The sequence below is a fragment of the Kutzneria sp. 744 genome, assembly GCF_000568255.1.
In the GTDB taxonomy this organism is placed as follows: domain Bacteria; phylum Actinomycetota; class Actinomycetes; order Mycobacteriales; family Pseudonocardiaceae; genus Kutzneria.
In genome coordinates this window covers 9,742,907-9,757,656 of record NZ_KK037166.1, presented here as the reverse complement: position 1 = coordinate 9,757,656, position 14,750 = coordinate 9,742,907, and the positions used below count along the sequence as shown (strand labels likewise).

Below are 14,750 nucleotides of genomic sequence, written 5' to 3'. Positions count from 1 at the left end.
GGTCTGGTCGTGCCGCAGACCCTCACCGTGCACCGCGTGCTGGGTGATCAACCGTTCGCCGAGATCGGCGAGCCGCAGGCCGTCGCCGTCGACCCGGGCCGCGGATTGATCGCGATCGGCGGGCATCAGGGCTGGCTGTATCAGCGTGGCGCCGAGGGCTGGCGACCTCACGTGCTCGGCCTCTACGACCGGTCCGACCTGCGTTGCCGGTCCTTGCTCCGCCTGCGCTACCCCGTCCGCTCCGTCGACTTCCATCCTCGGCAACCGCTGCTGGCCGTCGGGACCGGCAGTTACGACGGCGGCTGGAGCTTCCACGGCGAGCTGCTGCTTCTACACCTCGACACCGGCACGGTCGTGTCGGCGCTGGCCGACAGCCGCGAGGTTCGGGCCGTGCGGTGGCGGACCTGGCGGCACGGCCGCGTACTCGACCTCGCTCTGGCCCCCTTCAGCGAGTCCGAGTTCGGCAACGCCGCCATGACCATCGGCTTCGACGCCATGGTCACGCGCGACGACTGGCTCGCCGTCGGCGACGGCGAGATTGGCTTCGACGAGCTGGACGGTCCGTTGCGGGACAGCGACGTCATCACCCCCGACCAGGCCCGTGCCGCCGTCGAGGCGCTGTCGCCCGACTGGTCGCATCGTGGTCCGATCCGGGCCGTCGCCCCGCTACCCGACGGCCGCGTTCTGGCCACTGTGGATGGTCCTCGGCTCGAATCCTGGCTTCCCGCCGAGGAGTTGGAGTGGTCAGTCGATCCGGTCGTCGAGGTCGAGAGCACCCTGGTGTGCAAGGGCCCCGAGATCACACGACACCGCCCCGACGGCGAGATCCTGTGGCATCTCACCGTCGACCACCCGGTGACCGCCTTCCACGTCGACGGTTCGCTCCTGTACGTCGCCTTGAACTCCGGCGCACTGCTCGGCGTCGACTTCGACGCCGGAGCCGTGTTGTGGCAACAAGAACTCAGCGTCCACGGCCAGCCGTCCGTAGGATCGTCACTGGCCAGCGCCGATTCCGGGCTGCTGATCGGCACCGTCGACGGCCGCATCCTGGACTGCCGCTAGGAGGAGACTGGGCGATGTTGGACAGCACCGAGCAGGCGATCGTCGACACCGTGCGCGACTTCGTGGACCGGGATGTGCGGCCCGTCGCGCGGCAGCTGGAGCATGACAACGCCTATCCCTCGGCCCTGATCGAGCAGATGAAGCAGCTCGGCATGTTCGGCTTGGCCATCCCCGAGGAGTTCGGCGGCGCTGAGGTGTCCACCCCGTGCTTCGCCCTCGTCACCGAGGAGTTGGCCCGCGGTTGGATGAGCCTCGCCGGCGCCATGGGCGGCCACACCGTCGTGGCCAAACTACTTCTCCAGCATGGAACCCCCGAGCAGCAGCGCCGTTACCTCCCCCTCATGGCCACCGGTGAGCTCCGTGCCGCCATGGCTCTCACCGAGCCCGACGGCGGCTCCGACCTCCAGGCCCTGCGCACCGTCGCCCGGCGCGACGGTGACGAATACGTCGTCAACGGCAGCAAGACGTGGATCACCAACGCCCGTCGGGCCGAGCTCGTCGCCCTGCTGTGTAAGACCGATCCTCAGGCCGACCCTCCACACCGGGGCATCAGCGTGCTGCTCATGGAGAAGGTCCCCGGCTTCACCGTCTCCCGTGACCTGCCCAAGCTGGGGTACAAGGGCGTCGAGAGCTGCGAACTGTCCTTTCAGGACTGTCGCGTGCCCACGACCGCCCTGCTCGGCTCCGTCGAGGGCGACGGCTTCGCCCAGATGATGCGTGGCCTGGAGATCGGCCGCATCCAGGTCGCCGCCCGGGCCACCGGCGTCGCCCGCGCCGCCTTCGACGACGCCTTTTCCTACGCCCAGCAACGCCATTCCTTCGGCAAGCCCATCTGGCAGCACCAGGCCGTCGGCCACCTCCTCGCCGACATGGCCACCCGCCTCACCGCCGCCCGCCAGCTCCTGCTCCACGCCGCCCGCCGCTACGACTCCGGCTCCCGCGCCGACCTCGAGGCCGGCATGGCCAAGCTCTTCTGCTCCGAGGCCGCCATGACCGTCGCCCTCGACGCCATCCGCGTGCACGGCGGCCACGGCTACTCCACCGAGTTCGACGTCGAGCGCTACTTCCGCGACGCCCCTCTCATGATCGTCGGCGAGGGCACCAACGAGATCCAGCGCGACGTCATCACCCGCCAGCTGATCCGACGCGGCGGCCTCACCCCCGACTCGGGGTATTAGATGGTCGGGGTCATGCCGCCGTCGAGGATGATGTCGGCGCCGGTGAGGTTGCCGACGAGCGGGCTCGCCAGGAACGCGATGAGGGCACCGACCTCCGCAGGCTGGGTAAAGCGGCCGGTAGCCGCACCGGCGGCCACGCTGTCGGCGACAGCGCCGGCGTCACCGCCGGCTCCGGCGACAGTCTCGGCGACGCCGCCGGTGCCGAGCCAGAGGTCGGTCGCGACAGGACCCGGGCTGACGGTGTTGACCCGAATGCCCTGCGGACCCAACTCCTTGGACAGTGACTTGAAGAAGCTCAGGCAGGCGGCCTTGGCGGCGCTGTAGTCGACCACCAGCGGGTCGGGGAGGGTGGCGTTGACCGAGCACACGGTGACGATCGAGCCGGCCCGTTCGAGCAAGGCGGGCAGGGCGGCCCGGGTTGTGCGTACAGCGGACATGAGGTCGAGGTTGAACGTCGCCAACCAGTCGTCATCGGTCACCGAGGCGAAGCCGGCCGGGCGCGGGTGTACGAACCCGACGTTGTTGACCAGAACGTCGATGCCGCCCACCCGCGACACCGCCTCGTCCACGACCTGAGCCGCGCCGTCGGCGGTCGACAGGTCAACCCGCCACCGCCTCCACCGGCAGGGACGCCAGCTCACCCTCAACGTGACGCGCCGCCGCCACAACCCGAACCCCCTCGTCAACGAGGGCGCGCACGGCCGCCAGCCCGATCCCCCGGCTCGCCCCGGTGACCAACGCGGTCTTCCCTCGCAACTGAAGGTCCATCGGTAGCGCTCCCATCGGGTCGAAGCTACGGCCCCGCAAGCTATCCACACCCGCCGGACCGGCGCAACAGCCCCACCGCGGCAGCCGCACATCAGCAATGAACAATCGTCGAACGCGCGACAGGCGATGGTTTCACCGCACCGACGGCAGCCGATGCCCTCATCGCGATGAGCATGTCTCGATTCGTGGGAGATTGATCGGGCATCGATCACTGCCGAATCCGAGGCAACCCATTGAACACAGTCGCTGATGCCCATACTTTCGAGGCATTCCAACAACGAAGGAGTGCGCGATGAAACGACTGCTCACGGCCGTCGCGGCGACCGGGATCTGCCTCGGCGCGGCCATCAGCATGATGCCGGCGGCGAACGCGGCCCCGCACAGCGTGACCGGTAGGCAGTGCGAGCAGGGCGGCGGCCGCATCATCTCCCTCAATATCGGCGACCACATTATTTCTCGATGCAACGGCGGTCAGTTCAGCGGGCAGCCGGTCCGCTGAGACCGGCGCCCGCCGCTACACCGATAGCATCTTCTGGATGGCCTGGCGGGTGACGCCGAGTTCGCGGGCGATGTCGGACTGGGTGACGCCCTGGGCGATGAGGGACTGCATGAGGTCGCGGCGTTCGGCGGCGAGCTGCTGGGCCAGGCGGGCGTGATGGATGGCCTGGGCGCGGACTTCCTTGATGCGGTCGAAGGTTTCGCGGTGCGGGTCGGTGGTCATGGCACGAGCATGACAACCAGGGGTTGTCGTGTCAACCCCCGGTTGTCACTGCGACGGCTGCGGAGGGCGTCGGCGACGCGGCCGGCGGGCTCGGACAGGGGGCGGGGCAGCTTGGCCAGGAGGATGCGGCGGTGCTCGTGGGAACCGCCGCGTACGGGCAGCACGCGAACGCCCGGGGGAACGGCGTCGGAGAGGGAGTCGCCGACGGTGGTGAGCCCGCAGCCGGCGGCGACCAGGTGCAGCTTGGCCAGCCAGTCGCGAACCGAGTGGGCGATGACGGGACGCTCGTCAAGGCCGGGCCAGACGCCCATGGCGGTGCCGGAACCGGCGATCCAGGGCTGGCCATGGAGGTCAGCCAGTTCGATGAAGTCCTTGCGGGCCAAGGGATGCGAGGCGGGGACGGCGACGCGGAGGCTGCGTTCGGTGAGCACCTGGACGTCCAGGGCGGGAGTCTCCTCGTCGGGCGCACGGTAAGGCGGCGCGGAGGCGAGCAGCGCGAGATCGACGGTGCCGGCGCGAAGGGCGCGGACGAGCGCGGGTGTGGTGCCCTCGCGAGTCATCACGGTGATGGACGGATGGTTGTCGCGCAACGCGGCGAGGGCCTGCGGTACAAGGCCGACGCCGGCGCTGGTGATCCACCCGAGGCGGACGGTGGCGTGCTCGTCGGGCAGGCCGGCGAGCTCACGGCTGACGGCGTCGACCTGCTCCAGCACGGTCACCACGCGCCGCAGCACGAGCTGCCCGGCGGCGGTCAGCCGCACGCCGTCGTGCCGGCGCTCCACCAACTCGGCGCCGCAGTGCCGTTCCAACGAAGCGATCTGGCGTGACACGGCGGACTGCGTGTAGCCCAGGGCGGTGGCGGCGGCGGTGAGGGTGCCACGCTCGGCGACCTCGCGGAACACGCGGAGCTCGGTCAGCGACGCATCGGCGACGGTCATGAGATATACGCATACCAGATCTGCTGATCCTGCGCTTTTCGCATGGCCGGTCGGGACCTAACGTCGAAGGCATGAGTTTGATCCACACGAAGTTCGGGTTCGACAGCACCGCCGCCGACGTCGCCGCCGGCATCGATCTGACCGGGCGCCGCGCGATCGTCACGGGGGCCTCGTCCGGTCTCGGCGTGGAGACCGCCCGCGTGCTGACCGCCGCCGGGGCCGAGGTCACGCTGGCGGTCCGGGACGTCGACGCGGGCGAGCGAGCGGCCAAGGAGATCGACGCGGCCGACGTCAAGCGGCTCGACCTGGCCGACCAGGCATCCGTCGCGGCGTTCGCCGACTCCTGGACGGGACCGCTGCACATCCTGGTCAACAACGCCGGCATCATGGCCTCGCCCGAGCAGTACACGGCGCAGGGCTGGGAAATGCAGCTGGCCACCAACCACCTCGGACACTTCGCCCTTGCCACAGCGCTGCACCCGGCGCTCAAGGCCGCCGGCAACGCGCGAATCGTCGTGGTCAGCTCGACCGCGCACATGTTGTCGCCGTTCATCTTCGACGATCCCAACTTCGACTTCCGCCGCTACGATCCGTGGCTGGCCTACGGTCAGTCCAAGACCGCGAACGTGCTGTTCGCGGTCGAGGCCTCGCGGCGCTGGGCCGCCGACGGCATCACCGCCAATGCCGCGATGCCCGGCGCGATCTTCACCAACCTCCAGCGGCACACCGGAGGCGCCGGCAGCGGGACGATCCCGCCGGAGCTGATGAAGACGGTCGAGCAGGGCGCGGCGACTTCCGTGCTGGTGGCCACTTCTCCCCTGTTGGAGGGTGTCGGCGGCCGGTACTTCGCCGACTGCAACGAGGCCGAGACGCTGGACCGTCGCGGTGCGCGGCTGCAAGGCGTTGCCCGTTACGCGGTGGATCCCGAGAATGCGCGCCGGTTGTGGGAGTTGTCGCGTCAGATGCTCGACGCCTGAAGCACAATGCCATCAGGACGGACGATCGCCGCGCTCGCTCGCCCCTGGCGCAGCCAGTCGGCGAGTTCCGGGTGTGTCTCGGGCGTCACGACGGTCATCCGGTCGGGCACCAGCCCGGGGCACAGGGTTCCGGCCAGGCCGCGACGGAATCGGGGCCGCTGCACGAGTTCCGACCGGTGCAGCGCGGGAGTTTCGCTGCTGAGAACCCGATTTCTCAACCCCGGCACCAGATGCAGGCGCGGCATGACGACGCGGCGGAGCAGGTTGCCGAGCTCACCGCCCTCGGTCATGGCCGCGCCGAGCAGCTTGGCCAGGCGGATCATCGTCAGCGCGTGGGGCATTCGCTCGACCTGGTACGTGTCGAGCACCGAAGCCGGCGACTCTCCCTTGTGGACGGCGGCCAGCTTCCAGGCGAGGTTCGCCGCGTCCCGCAGGCCGGCCCCGAGGCCCTGACCGATGAACGGCGGCGTCAGGTGAGCGGCGTCGCCGAGCAGGAAAACCCGTTCCTGACGCCATGTGTTGGCGATCTGGGCCCGGAAGGTGTACTCGGCGACCCGACGCAGCTTCAGGTCCTCGACCCGAGTCCACGGCGCGATGATCTTCCTGACGGCGCCGAGATCCTGATAGTCGGCGGCGGTCTCGCCGTCACGGAGCCGGAACTCCCAGCGATAGCGGGACTTTCCGACCCGCATGTACGTCGCCGCGCGCCGGGTGTCGCACACCTGGTGCACGCCTTCCCACTGCCCCAGCTCGGCCTCGGTCTCGATGTCGACCACCAGCCATCGTTGCGCGAAGCCGAGATCCCGCATCCGCGCGCCGATCGCGTTGCGCACGAAGCTGTTCGCGCCATCGCAACCCAGCACGTAGTCGGCCCGTTCGCCGTTCACCCGAACATGATCGCCGTGCTGGGTGATCTCCGTGGCCTCGACGCCGTCGAGAACGGTGACCTTCTTCCGCAGCAACCGTTCCAGGTCGGGCTGGTCGAACATGTTGGCCTCAGGGAAGCCGTGCCGGCCGGGCGTCGAGTCGCGGCGGAACTCCGCCAGGACGCCCAGGTCCGCGTCGAGCAGCCGCAGTCCCAGGGCCGGCCGGGAGATCGCGCCGAGGTCGACGTCGATGCTGGCCAGGATCGCGTGCACCTCGTCGTCGAGATGCACGGCCCGGGGCTGCGGGTGCGGCTCGGGTCGGCGGTCCAGCACCACGCAGTCGACGCCGTGCCGGGCCAGCAGCGCGGCGACGGTCAGGCCCGTCGGCCCCGCCCCGACCACGATGACCGGCGCCATGTCAGAGGCCCGGCCAGCCGCGCTTGAGGTGCTCGAAGGCGATGTCCAGCGCCGCCGGGGCGTCCGGCGCGGTGCCGGCCAGGTCCGGGATCTCCAGCACGTAGCGAGCGAGCAGCCGGAGCGACACATCGGCTTCGCGGCCGGTCTCCGCCGCGATCACCTCGGCCAGCGCCGCCTCGTTGTTCGTCCACATGAGACGGGCGTAGGCCCGCAGCGCCGGCGTGGTGGTGACGAGGTCCACGATGGGCTGGGTCTCCGGGTCGGCCTCGAAGGGGCCTCGGGTGGCGAGGAAGTCCCGCAGCGCGTCGAGGACGGACTTGTCGCCGCGCTCCCGCACCGCCTCGGTCAGCGACCGTTCGCGCTCCGCGCCGTCGCCGAGGATCAGCGCCTCCTTGCCCGCCGGGAAGTGCACGAACAGGGTCGAGACCGCCGTGTCGGCCGCCTCCGCGATCTCCGCCACGGTGACCTTGTCGAAGCCGCGCTCCAGGAACAGCCGCCTGGCCGCGTCGGCCAGCGCCCGCCGCGTGGCCTCCTTCTTGCGTTCGCGCCGCCCCTGCGTCATGGGGCCACCGTACCCGTGACCGAAGCCATTGCAAACTCGGAGCGGTTCCGATTACGGTGTCGATATGACTTCTTGGGACGTGCACCACCCGCCACGGGCCGACGGCCTTACCGTGCTGGTCACCGGCGGCAACGCCGGCATCGGCTACTTCGTCGCCGAGCAGCTGGCCGGCGCCGGCGCGACCGTCCTGCTCGGCTGCCGCGACGCCGCCCGCGCCGAGGCCGCCATGACCGCCATCCGCGCCGTCCATCCCTCGGCGTCGCTGCGCTTTCTGCCCCTGGACCTGGCCGATCGCCTTTCGCTGCCGAGCTCCGTCGATCGACTGACGGCTCCCCTCGACGCTGTCGTTCTCAACGCCGGCGTGATGATCGAGGGCCCCGATCCCGACGAGCGCACGTTCGCGATCAACCACCTCGGCCACTTCGCCCTGACCGCCCTGCTCGCCCCGTACCTCTCCCAGAGGTCCCGGGTCGTCACCACCGGCAGCTTCGTCGCCAAGTCCGCGTCGTTCCCCGCCCACGAGCACGACGGCAAGCGCGCCTACGCCCGTTCCAAGCTCGCCCAGATGCTCTTCGGCTTCGAGCTGGCCCGGCGAGGCGGTGTGGTCAGCGTCGTCAACCATCCCGGCGGCGCCCTCGACGCCCTCACGCCTTCCCGCCCACCCGTGCACACTCGCCCCAGCGGGCCGCACCCTCAGCGACTTCTCTTGCAGGGCAAGGACGCCGGGGCTTGGCCGGCCGTGCGGTGCGTGCTGGATCCTGAAGTTCACAGCGGTCAGCTCTGGGGTCCGCGGATGTTCGGGCTAAGGGGCGTTCCTCGGCTTGAGTCCGTTCGCGGCATCCTGGCCGATGAGGAGCTGGCCAAGTCGGTGTGGGAGCGCAGCGTCGAGCTCACCGGCCTTGATCCGTCGGCGGCGATGCGAAGCGCAAGGCGTCCAAGCCCCCACGGACTGAAGTAGCGTCAGGGGCGTCGCTGGAAGGGGAGGGCCAGGTGCGCAGGACGCGAGAAGGAGATCGGGACACACCGCCGCCGCGGGCGCCGTGGAACGAGGTTGCGGAGCGGCTGTGGATGGGCGGCCACGAGTGGATCGACGACCACGGGGAACTGCAGGCGGCGGTGGTGACCGACGAGTTCGACGTGGTGTTCAGCCTGTTCACCCGGCCGGGCCACGGGCCAGGGCCGGGGCAAAGGCATGTGGTGCACGAGATTCCGGACGCGCCGCTGCTGCCGGCGCAGATCGACCGCGTGGCGGAGCTGGCCGTGATGGCGGCCGAGGAGCTGACGGCGGGGCGGAAGGTGCTGGTCCGCTGCCGAGTGGGCCACAACCGGTCGGGGCTGCTGACGGCGCAGACGCTGATCGAGCTGGGCCACGACGCGCGCACGGCGATCGGGATGGTGCGCCGGGCCCGCTCCGACCAGGCGCTGAACAACGCGACCTTCGTCGACTACCTGACCACCGGCCTGAGCGTCGCCTCGCTGCTCAGCGGGCTGGAGGCGCCGATCTAGAGCCAGCGGTCGAACCACGCCCGCATCCGGTCGAGCAGATCGAGCCGGTGGGCGCGTTCCCGCAGCGAGTGGCCCTCACGGGGATAGACGACGAACTCGTGCGTGGCCCCGTAGTGCCGCAGGGCCCGGTGGAAGTACTCGGACTGGGCCAGCGGCACGTTGGTGTCGGCGGCGCCGTGTACGATGAGCACGGGAGTCCGCACGGCCGAGGCGTACGAGATGGGGCTGAGCTCGTCGTGCCGGTGGGGACCGACGCCCTCCCACCCGGTGCTGCCGCCCAACGCCGCCTCGATGCGGCCGTACTCGCCGCTGCCGACGAGCATGCCCCAGTCGGTGACGCCGGCGCCCATGACGGCGGCGGCGAAGCGGTCGGTGTGCCCGATGGCCCACGCGGCCATGAAGCCGCCGTGGCTCCACCCGGCGATGCCGAGCCGCTGAGGATCGGCGACGCCGTCGGCGATGAGCAGGTCGATGCCGGTCAGGATGTCGGTCCACTCCTCCTGCCCCACGGCACCGGCCACCGCCGCGGCGAACTCGTGCCCACGGCCCTGGCCGCCGCGAGGATTGGGCAGGAACACGGCGTACCCGGCCAGGGCGAACCACTGCGCCGACGGCGCCCAGTGCAGCGAGAACTTGTCGCTGTGCCGATCGTACGGACCGCCTTGCACGATCGTGACCAGCGGAAACGGCCCGGTCCCGGTCGGCGGCACGACCACCAGACCCTCCAGCGCCAGACCGTCCGAAGCCCGATACGACAGCCGCGACTGGACGCCCCAGGCGATGTCACGGGCCCACGGGCGGGTGTCGGTGATCCGCACGCCGTTGAAGTGCACGTTCGGCGGCTCGTACGTGGTGCTGACGATCGCCGCGAGGGAATCGCCGCCGACGCTGACCTGCTTGACCAGTCCGGTATGCCGGGACACCGGCCCGACCGAGAGCCGGTGCACCGCGGTGTCCAGCCCCTCGGCGACGACCATCAACGGGTCGCCGTCCTCGGTCTGCACCAGCTCGAACGGGCAAGCCGGCAGCCCGAAAGTGACGTTGCCGTCCACCACATCGTGCACGGCGGTCCCGGACTGGAGACCGGGCGGTGTCGAGGCCAGATAGGCGATCCGCCATGCCCCCTTGAGGCGCCACACCGGTGAGTGCGCGCCGGCCACGGCCGGCCCGAGGTCCCGCACCGAGCCGTCCAGCGACACGACGTGCAGCTCCGGCTCCAGCAAGCCCGGATCGAACTCGTGGCTGGACCAGGTGAGCACGGCCAATGGGCCGCCGCCGGGCTGCCGGGTGACCTCGGCCACGTGCCGATCCCCGTACAGCACACGGATTCCGTCGGAGTCGACGACACGCAGCCGTGACGGCCGGGGAACGCCCCGAACCTCGATGCCGTCGGGAACCGAGTCGGGGGCGATGAACAGCACGCCCTCGGCCAACGGCAGGTGGTCGTCGATGCCAGCCGCCCAGGTGACCACCACCGTGGCGGATCCGGTCAGCTCCACCCGGTGCAGCGACGTGCCGTCGACGACCACGTAGACCGAATCCCCGGCCCAGCGCGGGTTCGCGCCCATGGTCAGGAACCGGGGCGGGCTGTCCACGCCGCCCAGCCACACCTCGCCGGCCGGCCGCAGCTCGTAGGCCACCCACCGCCCGTCCGGCGACACCCGGGGAACGGCCGCGTCCGGCGCGTCGACGATCATCTCGGCGGTCAGCACGATCGCTGACACTAGCCGGGTATTCCGCACGTGAGGATTGATCAACTCGGGATGATCGTCGAGTGGGATGTTATTTGATCATCTCGGCTGGGTGGGGTCGACACCGAGTAGGTCCAGGAGCCTGGCTTGTAGCGGGGGTGGTTGCGGAATCCCTGGTGGTTGCCCGTTGACAGCGGGAATCAGGCGAAGCCGGGCGAGCGCTTCGAAAATCAGCCGCCCGGTGGGCTTGGCGGGTCTGCCCGCGTAGAGGCCGTCGAGCGTGATGTGCGGGGCGATCGCCTGCCGGACTTGACGTTCGATCAGACAGAAGATCAGCAGTGCCAGGCAGATCACGGTGATCAGGGCAGCGATGCGCCGGTTGTTCTTCACGAACAGCGGTGCCACTGCCAGGGGGCCTTTGACGGCGCCGTAGCGGCGTTCCACAACCTCCTGGCCTTTGTAGCGGATCAGGATCTCGGCCGGGTCGACGTCGGCGGGCAGGTTGGTCAGCAGCGCGTACCAGCCGTCGGTGGCGGTCTCGGCATCCAGCGCCGCGTGGTCGAACCACCAGCGCAGGATGGGTTTGCCGGTGGCAGGATCGGTGCCGGTCTCGGTGCGCAGGTAGGCAGTGACCCGGCGGGCGGCCGCGATCGCGGCGATCCGGGCGGTCACCGCCTTCTCGTCGGGGTAATGCCGGGAGCCCAGGCCCCGGACCAGCCGGTCCAGATCGTCGCGAGCACGGTCGAGTTTGCGGGCCCGCGCGGTGGCCGCGGCGCGGGCTCGGGCGGTGGAGTGCACGAACACCCGCCGCAGCGTGAGCACCGGGTCACGCTTGCGTTTGCCCGCCAGCGTCATCGTGTCCTCGGTGACTCGCCAGCGGCCACGGTCGGCGGCTGGTTTGCCCGCGTCCCGTTCGGCGACGTAGTCCACCTCGGCGGCCGAGTCGAGGTCCAGCGCGGCCAGCGTCGCGGCCGGCGTGTAGGCCTTCGACGCGGGCGCGACGAACCCGACACCGGAGGCGATCATCGCCGAGACATTGGCGTAGGACACCAGCTTGGAGTCCCCGACCAGCAGGAACTCTCGGGGTCTGGCCATAGTCTGCAGCGCGCTCATCGCGCCCACCACCTGGGCGACTTCGCCCGCGCCACCGTCGTAGGCCCGGTGGAACACCGGCACACCACCATCGCCGGTGACCGCCAGCCCGGCCTGGATCTGCTTCAGGTCGGGGCGGCGGTCTTTGGGGTGCCCGAACTTCGGCGCCGGGTGGTCGGTGTCGGCCTGGTCGTAGGCGCCGTACAGCGAGATCGAGGTCATGTCCCAATGAAGCCGGGATGTGTCCAGCCCGAACATCGAGATCGCTTGTGCGCCAACGGACCCGACGATGTGATCGAGTTCGGGGGCGATCGCGTCCAACGCCCGGCCGATCCGGTCGTCGTTGAGCAGCGTGGGCTCGATGCCGAAGACCTCCTCGACCGCGTGCTCGCGGGCCCAGTCGGTCACCCGGACCAGTGGTGCTGGTGAGGTCAGTCGGTTCGCGACCAGCGCTTCGATCACCTGTCCGTGGGTCAGGAGTGCGAGATCACGCACCGGGCAGGCGCGGTCGATGATCCCGGCCAGGTCCAGACGGCGACAGTAATCGGCGATCACCGGCAGCGCGCCCAGTGTTTTCTCCACACTCGCCGCGACATAGCGAGCCCGTCGTCGTGCACGTTGATCCACGACTGAACACCCTGGCAGAGCCCTTGACCGAGCGGACACCGGCCCGCGTGATCAACTCACCTGTGTCCATGTGCGGAAGACGGGACTAGCGGGAAATCCGTTGAAACAAGCCGACTTTCGGCCCCTTGCGGGCGGAATGGCCGGTTCCTAGCGTCAGGCCGGTGTTGAGACGAATCCTCATTGCCGGCATGGTGTCGGCGTTGGCCCTCCTGCCGCTGCCGATCACGGCACAGGCGGACACGGCCGCTGCGACGGTGGTGCCGATCCGGGTGACGGGCGACCCGGCGAAGCGCTTCAACCTGGTGATCCTCGGCGACGGCTACACAGCGGCGGACATGCCGAAGTTCCGCGCGGACGTGGACAAGCACATGAACGTGCTGTTCACGATCGAGCCGTACAAGTCGTACCGCAACTACATGAACGTGTACTCGGTGGAGATCCCGTCGCCGGAGTCGGGCGTGAGCTGCGACCCGGACCTGACCTCGCCCAAGCGGAACACGCCGCTGCACATGGCGTTCTGGGAAGGCTGCGACCCGCAGGGCGTGCAGCGCGCGCTGGTGCTGGACGACAGCGCCGCCACCACCTACGCCAACCTGGTGCCGGGCACGACCGCGTCCAACCGGCAGATCCTGGCCATCGCCAACAGCACGACGTACGGCGGCGTCGGCGGCACGTACGCGACGGCCTCGGGCGGCAACGCGATGTCGTCGCTGATCACGCCGCACGAGCTGGGCCATTCGCTGGGCGGACTCCAGGACGAGTACGACTACTACGCCCGGGGCGTGCGCGGCGACGCGTACACCGACGGCGAGCCGGACTCGGTGCACCACACGCTGCTGACCGAGCAGCAGATGACCCAGCAGCAGAAGAAGTGGTGGCGCTGGCTGGGCGAGCCGAGCGAGTCCGGCGGCACGATCGGCCGCTACGAGTCCGGCATGTACAGCGGCACGGGCGTGTGGCGCCCGAGCGCGCACTCGATCATGAAGACGCTGGGCTACTACTACGACCAGGTCGGCCGCGAGGACATGGTCAAGTCGATCTCGGCCAAGACCAGCATCGTCCAGGACTCGACGCCGACCACGAAGACGATCGGCGCGGACCGGGTGGTGTGGGTGGTGCCCATGCACCCGAACAGCCACCAGCTGACGATCACCTGGACCGTGGACGGCAAGGCGCTCGCCACGAACGGACAGCAGCTGGACCTGCGCCAGCTGAACCTCAAGGCGGGCAAGCACAAGGTGACGGCGACCGTCGCCGACCCGACCGATTTCGTGCGGGACCCGGCGATCCGCCAGGCGTTGACCGCCACCCGCAGCTGGAACGTCCACACCGCGGTGAAAACGCCGCCGACGACCACGGCGCTGGACTTCGCGGACACCACCGAGACGGACCGCCCGCTCGGCGGGGACGAGGTCATCTTCGCCGACACCACCCACCCGACCAACCAGGTCGTGCCAGTGCAGTGGGCGCTGGACGGCAAGGCGCTGCCGACCACGGCCAACGACGTGGATCTCAAGGGCCTCAAGCTGACCGGCTCGCACACGGTCACCGCGAAGGTCGGCGGCAAGACCCGCAGCTGGACCGTCGACGCGACCGACCCGTCCACCGACTACAAGCTGTCGGACTCGCTGGTCACCGTGCACAGGGCCGACGGCACCAATGAGTACGTCTACAATGGACCGTTCACCATGAAGCTGACCGCGGCCGACGACCGCACCGGCTCCCTGGTCAGCGAGTTCCGCACCGACGGGGACGGCTGGTTCAACTACTTCGGTTGGCCGACCGACTCCAGCCAGCCGTGGCACTTCACGCCGAGCGGCACCGAGATCGACCATCTCGTCTACGGGAAGCTGGGCAAGCCACGACTGTCCCCTTGGGACGATGCCACGCCGAGCTACGGCCAGCACACCATCGAGTACCGGACCACGGACGCGGCCGGCAACACCGCGGCGGCCAAGAGCTTCCAGGTGAACCTGTTGCCGGCGCCGCCGGCCTGCACGACGACGATCACCGGCCGCCACGACGGTGCACTGGTGGTCCGAGACGGCGTCACGTGCCTCGACCACGCCCAGCTGAACGGCGCGATCGTGGTGCAGCCGGGTGCTTCGCTCGTAGCCACGAGTTCGACGATCACCGGTGGCGTCACCGCGACCGCAGCCAACGCGGTCGAACTGCTGGACACCACCGTGCGCGGGGCGGCGAGCATCGTCGGCACCGCGCAGGACCTGACGATCGTCGGCGGCAGCGTCACCGGCGCGCTCAGCGTCTCGACTGAGTTTCATACCCTCGGCGTGCTCGGACGCAAGGACCCCAGGGTCTCTCTTTAGATCAATCCATTAACCCCT

At 69.8% G+C, this 14,750-nt stretch carries 15 protein-coding genes; 7 read left to right on the top strand and 8 right to left on the bottom strand.

Annotation, left to right across the window (positions count from 1 at the left end):
* Nucleotides 1-9 precede the first annotated feature (9 nt).
* Together KUTG_RS44635 and KUTG_RS44630 are read left to right on the top strand one after the other, a co-directional pair.
* Entirely contained in the window at nucleotides 10-1,062 is a 1,053-nt protein-coding gene (locus tag KUTG_RS44635; protein WP_043725857.1) for a hypothetical protein, read from the top strand.
* 14 nt (nucleotides 1,063-1,076) lie between these two features.
* Nucleotides 1,077-2,240 (top strand): acyl-CoA dehydrogenase family protein, encoded by a 1,164-nt coding sequence (locus KUTG_RS44630; RefSeq protein ID WP_043725854.1) that lies wholly within the window; start codon nucleotides 1,077-1,079, stop codon nucleotides 2,238-2,240.
* On the opposite strand, the gene KUTG_RS44625 is transcribed toward KUTG_RS44630, so the two are convergent.
* Together KUTG_RS44625 and KUTG_RS65495 are read right to left on the bottom strand one after the other, a co-directional pair.
* Complete coding sequence (locus KUTG_RS44625) at nucleotides 2,237-2,809, bottom strand: SDR family NAD(P)-dependent oxidoreductase (protein WP_255360982.1); 573 nt, start codon at nucleotides 2,807-2,809, stop codon at nucleotides 2,237-2,239. The genes KUTG_RS44630 and KUTG_RS44625 overlap by 4 nt on opposite strands.
* Nucleotides 2,810-2,840: 31 nt before the next feature.
* Complete coding sequence (locus KUTG_RS65495; protein WP_255360981.1) at nucleotides 2,841-3,008, bottom strand: SDR family NAD(P)-dependent oxidoreductase; 168 nt, start codon at nucleotides 3,006-3,008, stop codon at nucleotides 2,841-2,843.
* Between the two features lie 292 nt (nucleotides 3,009-3,300).
* Between KUTG_RS65495 and KUTG_RS44620 the strand changes: the two genes are divergently transcribed.
* On the top strand, nucleotides 3,301-3,507 hold the full coding sequence (locus tag KUTG_RS44620) for a hypothetical protein (protein WP_043725851.1): 207 nt from the start codon (nucleotides 3,301-3,303) through the stop codon (nucleotides 3,505-3,507).
* A gap of 15 nt (nucleotides 3,508-3,522) precedes the next feature.
* Here the strand turns inward: KUTG_RS44620 and KUTG_RS44615 are convergent, their stop codons facing one another.
* On the bottom strand, nucleotides 3,523-3,729 hold the full coding sequence (locus tag KUTG_RS44615) for a helix-turn-helix domain-containing protein (protein ID WP_043725848.1): 207 nt from the start codon (nucleotides 3,727-3,729) through the stop codon (nucleotides 3,523-3,525).
* Nucleotides 3,726-4,667, bottom strand: coding sequence for a LysR family transcriptional regulator (locus KUTG_RS44610; protein ID WP_043725846.1), 942 nt, complete (start codon nucleotides 4,665-4,667; stop codon nucleotides 3,726-3,728). The genes KUTG_RS44615 and KUTG_RS44610 overlap by 4 nt, the downstream gene beginning before the upstream one ends.
* 71 nt (nucleotides 4,668-4,738) lie before the next feature.
* Here KUTG_RS44610 and KUTG_RS44605 point away from each other — a divergent pair, with 71 nt between their 5' ends.
* On the top strand, nucleotides 4,739-5,644 hold the full coding sequence (locus KUTG_RS44605; RefSeq protein ID WP_043725844.1) for an SDR family NAD(P)-dependent oxidoreductase: 906 nt from the start codon (nucleotides 4,739-4,741) through the stop codon (nucleotides 5,642-5,644).
* Here KUTG_RS44605 and KUTG_RS44600 read toward each other — a convergent pair.
* Complete coding sequence (locus KUTG_RS44600; RefSeq protein ID WP_063753643.1) at nucleotides 5,626-6,927, bottom strand: bifunctional 3-(3-hydroxy-phenyl)propionate/3-hydroxycinnamic acid hydroxylase MhpA; 1,302 nt, start codon at nucleotides 6,925-6,927, stop codon at nucleotides 5,626-5,628. The genes KUTG_RS44605 and KUTG_RS44600 overlap by 19 nt on opposite strands.
* Before the next feature lies 1 nt (nucleotide 6,928).
* Nucleotides 6,929-7,489 (bottom strand): TetR/AcrR family transcriptional regulator, encoded by a 561-nt coding sequence (locus KUTG_RS44595; protein ID WP_043725842.1) that lies wholly within the window; start codon nucleotides 7,487-7,489, stop codon nucleotides 6,929-6,931.
* A gap of 64 nt (nucleotides 7,490-7,553) precedes the next feature.
* Between KUTG_RS44595 and KUTG_RS44590 the strand changes: the two genes are divergently transcribed.
* Nucleotides 7,554-8,447 carry an SDR family NAD(P)-dependent oxidoreductase gene (locus tag KUTG_RS44590; RefSeq protein WP_052396144.1) on the top strand — a complete coding sequence of 298 codons (894 nt, stop codon included), beginning with the start codon at nucleotides 7,554-7,556 and terminating at the stop codon, nucleotides 8,445-8,447.
* 32 nt (nucleotides 8,448-8,479) lie between these two features.
* Nucleotides 8,480-8,995 carry a protein-tyrosine phosphatase family protein gene (locus tag KUTG_RS44585; protein ID WP_043725840.1) on the top strand — a complete coding sequence of 172 codons (516 nt, stop codon included), beginning with the start codon at nucleotides 8,480-8,482 and terminating at the stop codon, nucleotides 8,993-8,995.
* On the opposite strand, the gene KUTG_RS44580 is transcribed toward KUTG_RS44585, so the two are convergent.
* Together KUTG_RS44580 and KUTG_RS44575 are read right to left on the bottom strand one after the other, a co-directional pair.
* Nucleotides 8,992-10,719 (bottom strand): S9 family peptidase, encoded by a 1,728-nt coding sequence (locus KUTG_RS44580; RefSeq protein WP_232241277.1) that lies wholly within the window; start codon nucleotides 10,717-10,719, stop codon nucleotides 8,992-8,994. The genes KUTG_RS44585 and KUTG_RS44580 overlap by 4 nt on opposite strands.
* A gap of 66 nt (nucleotides 10,720-10,785) precedes the next feature.
* Complete coding sequence (locus KUTG_RS44575; RefSeq protein WP_232240927.1) at nucleotides 10,786-12,405, bottom strand: IS1634 family transposase; 1,620 nt, start codon at nucleotides 12,403-12,405, stop codon at nucleotides 10,786-10,788.
* A 161-nt stretch (nucleotides 12,406-12,566) separates the two neighbouring features.
* On the opposite strand from KUTG_RS44575, the gene KUTG_RS44570 reads away from it, so the two are divergent.
* Nucleotides 12,567-14,732, top strand: a complete 2,166-nt coding sequence (locus KUTG_RS44570; RefSeq protein WP_232241276.1) for a M64 family metallopeptidase — start codon at nucleotides 12,567-12,569, stop codon at nucleotides 14,730-14,732.
* Nucleotides 14,733-14,750 lie beyond the last annotated feature (18 nt).

Excerpts from the sequence above, each read along its gene's own strand:
- KUTG_RS44620 (WP_043725851.1), top strand. The coding sequence starts at position 3,301 with ATGAAACGACTGCTCACGGCCGTCGCGGCGACCGGGATCTGCCTCGGC.
- KUTG_RS44630 (WP_043725854.1), top strand. The coding sequence starts at position 1,077 with ATGTTGGACAGCACCGAGCAGGCGATCGTCGACACCGTGCGCGACTTC.
- KUTG_RS44610 (WP_043725846.1), bottom strand. The coding sequence starts at position 4,667 with ATGACCGTCGCCGATGCGTCGCTGACCGAGCTCCGCGTGTTCCGCGAG.
- KUTG_RS44595 (WP_043725842.1), bottom strand. The coding sequence starts at position 7,489 with ATGACGCAGGGGCGGCGCGAACGCAAGAAGGAGGCCACGCGGCGGGCG.
- KUTG_RS44590 (WP_052396144.1), top strand. The coding sequence starts at position 7,554 with ATGACTTCTTGGGACGTGCACCACCCGCCACGGGCCGACGGCCTTACC.
- KUTG_RS65495 (WP_255360981.1), bottom strand. The coding sequence starts at position 3,008 with ATGGACCTTCAGTTGCGAGGGAAGACCGCGTTGGTCACCGGGGCGAGC.
- KUTG_RS44605 (WP_043725844.1), top strand. The coding sequence starts at position 4,739 with ATGAGTTTGATCCACACGAAGTTCGGGTTCGACAGCACCGCCGCCGAC.
- KUTG_RS44615 (WP_043725848.1), bottom strand. The coding sequence starts at position 3,729 with ATGACCACCGACCCGCACCGCGAAACCTTCGACCGCATCAAGGAAGTC.
- KUTG_RS44600 (WP_063753643.1), bottom strand. The coding sequence starts at position 6,927 with ATGGCGCCGGTCATCGTGGTCGGGGCGGGGCCGACGGGCCTGACCGTC.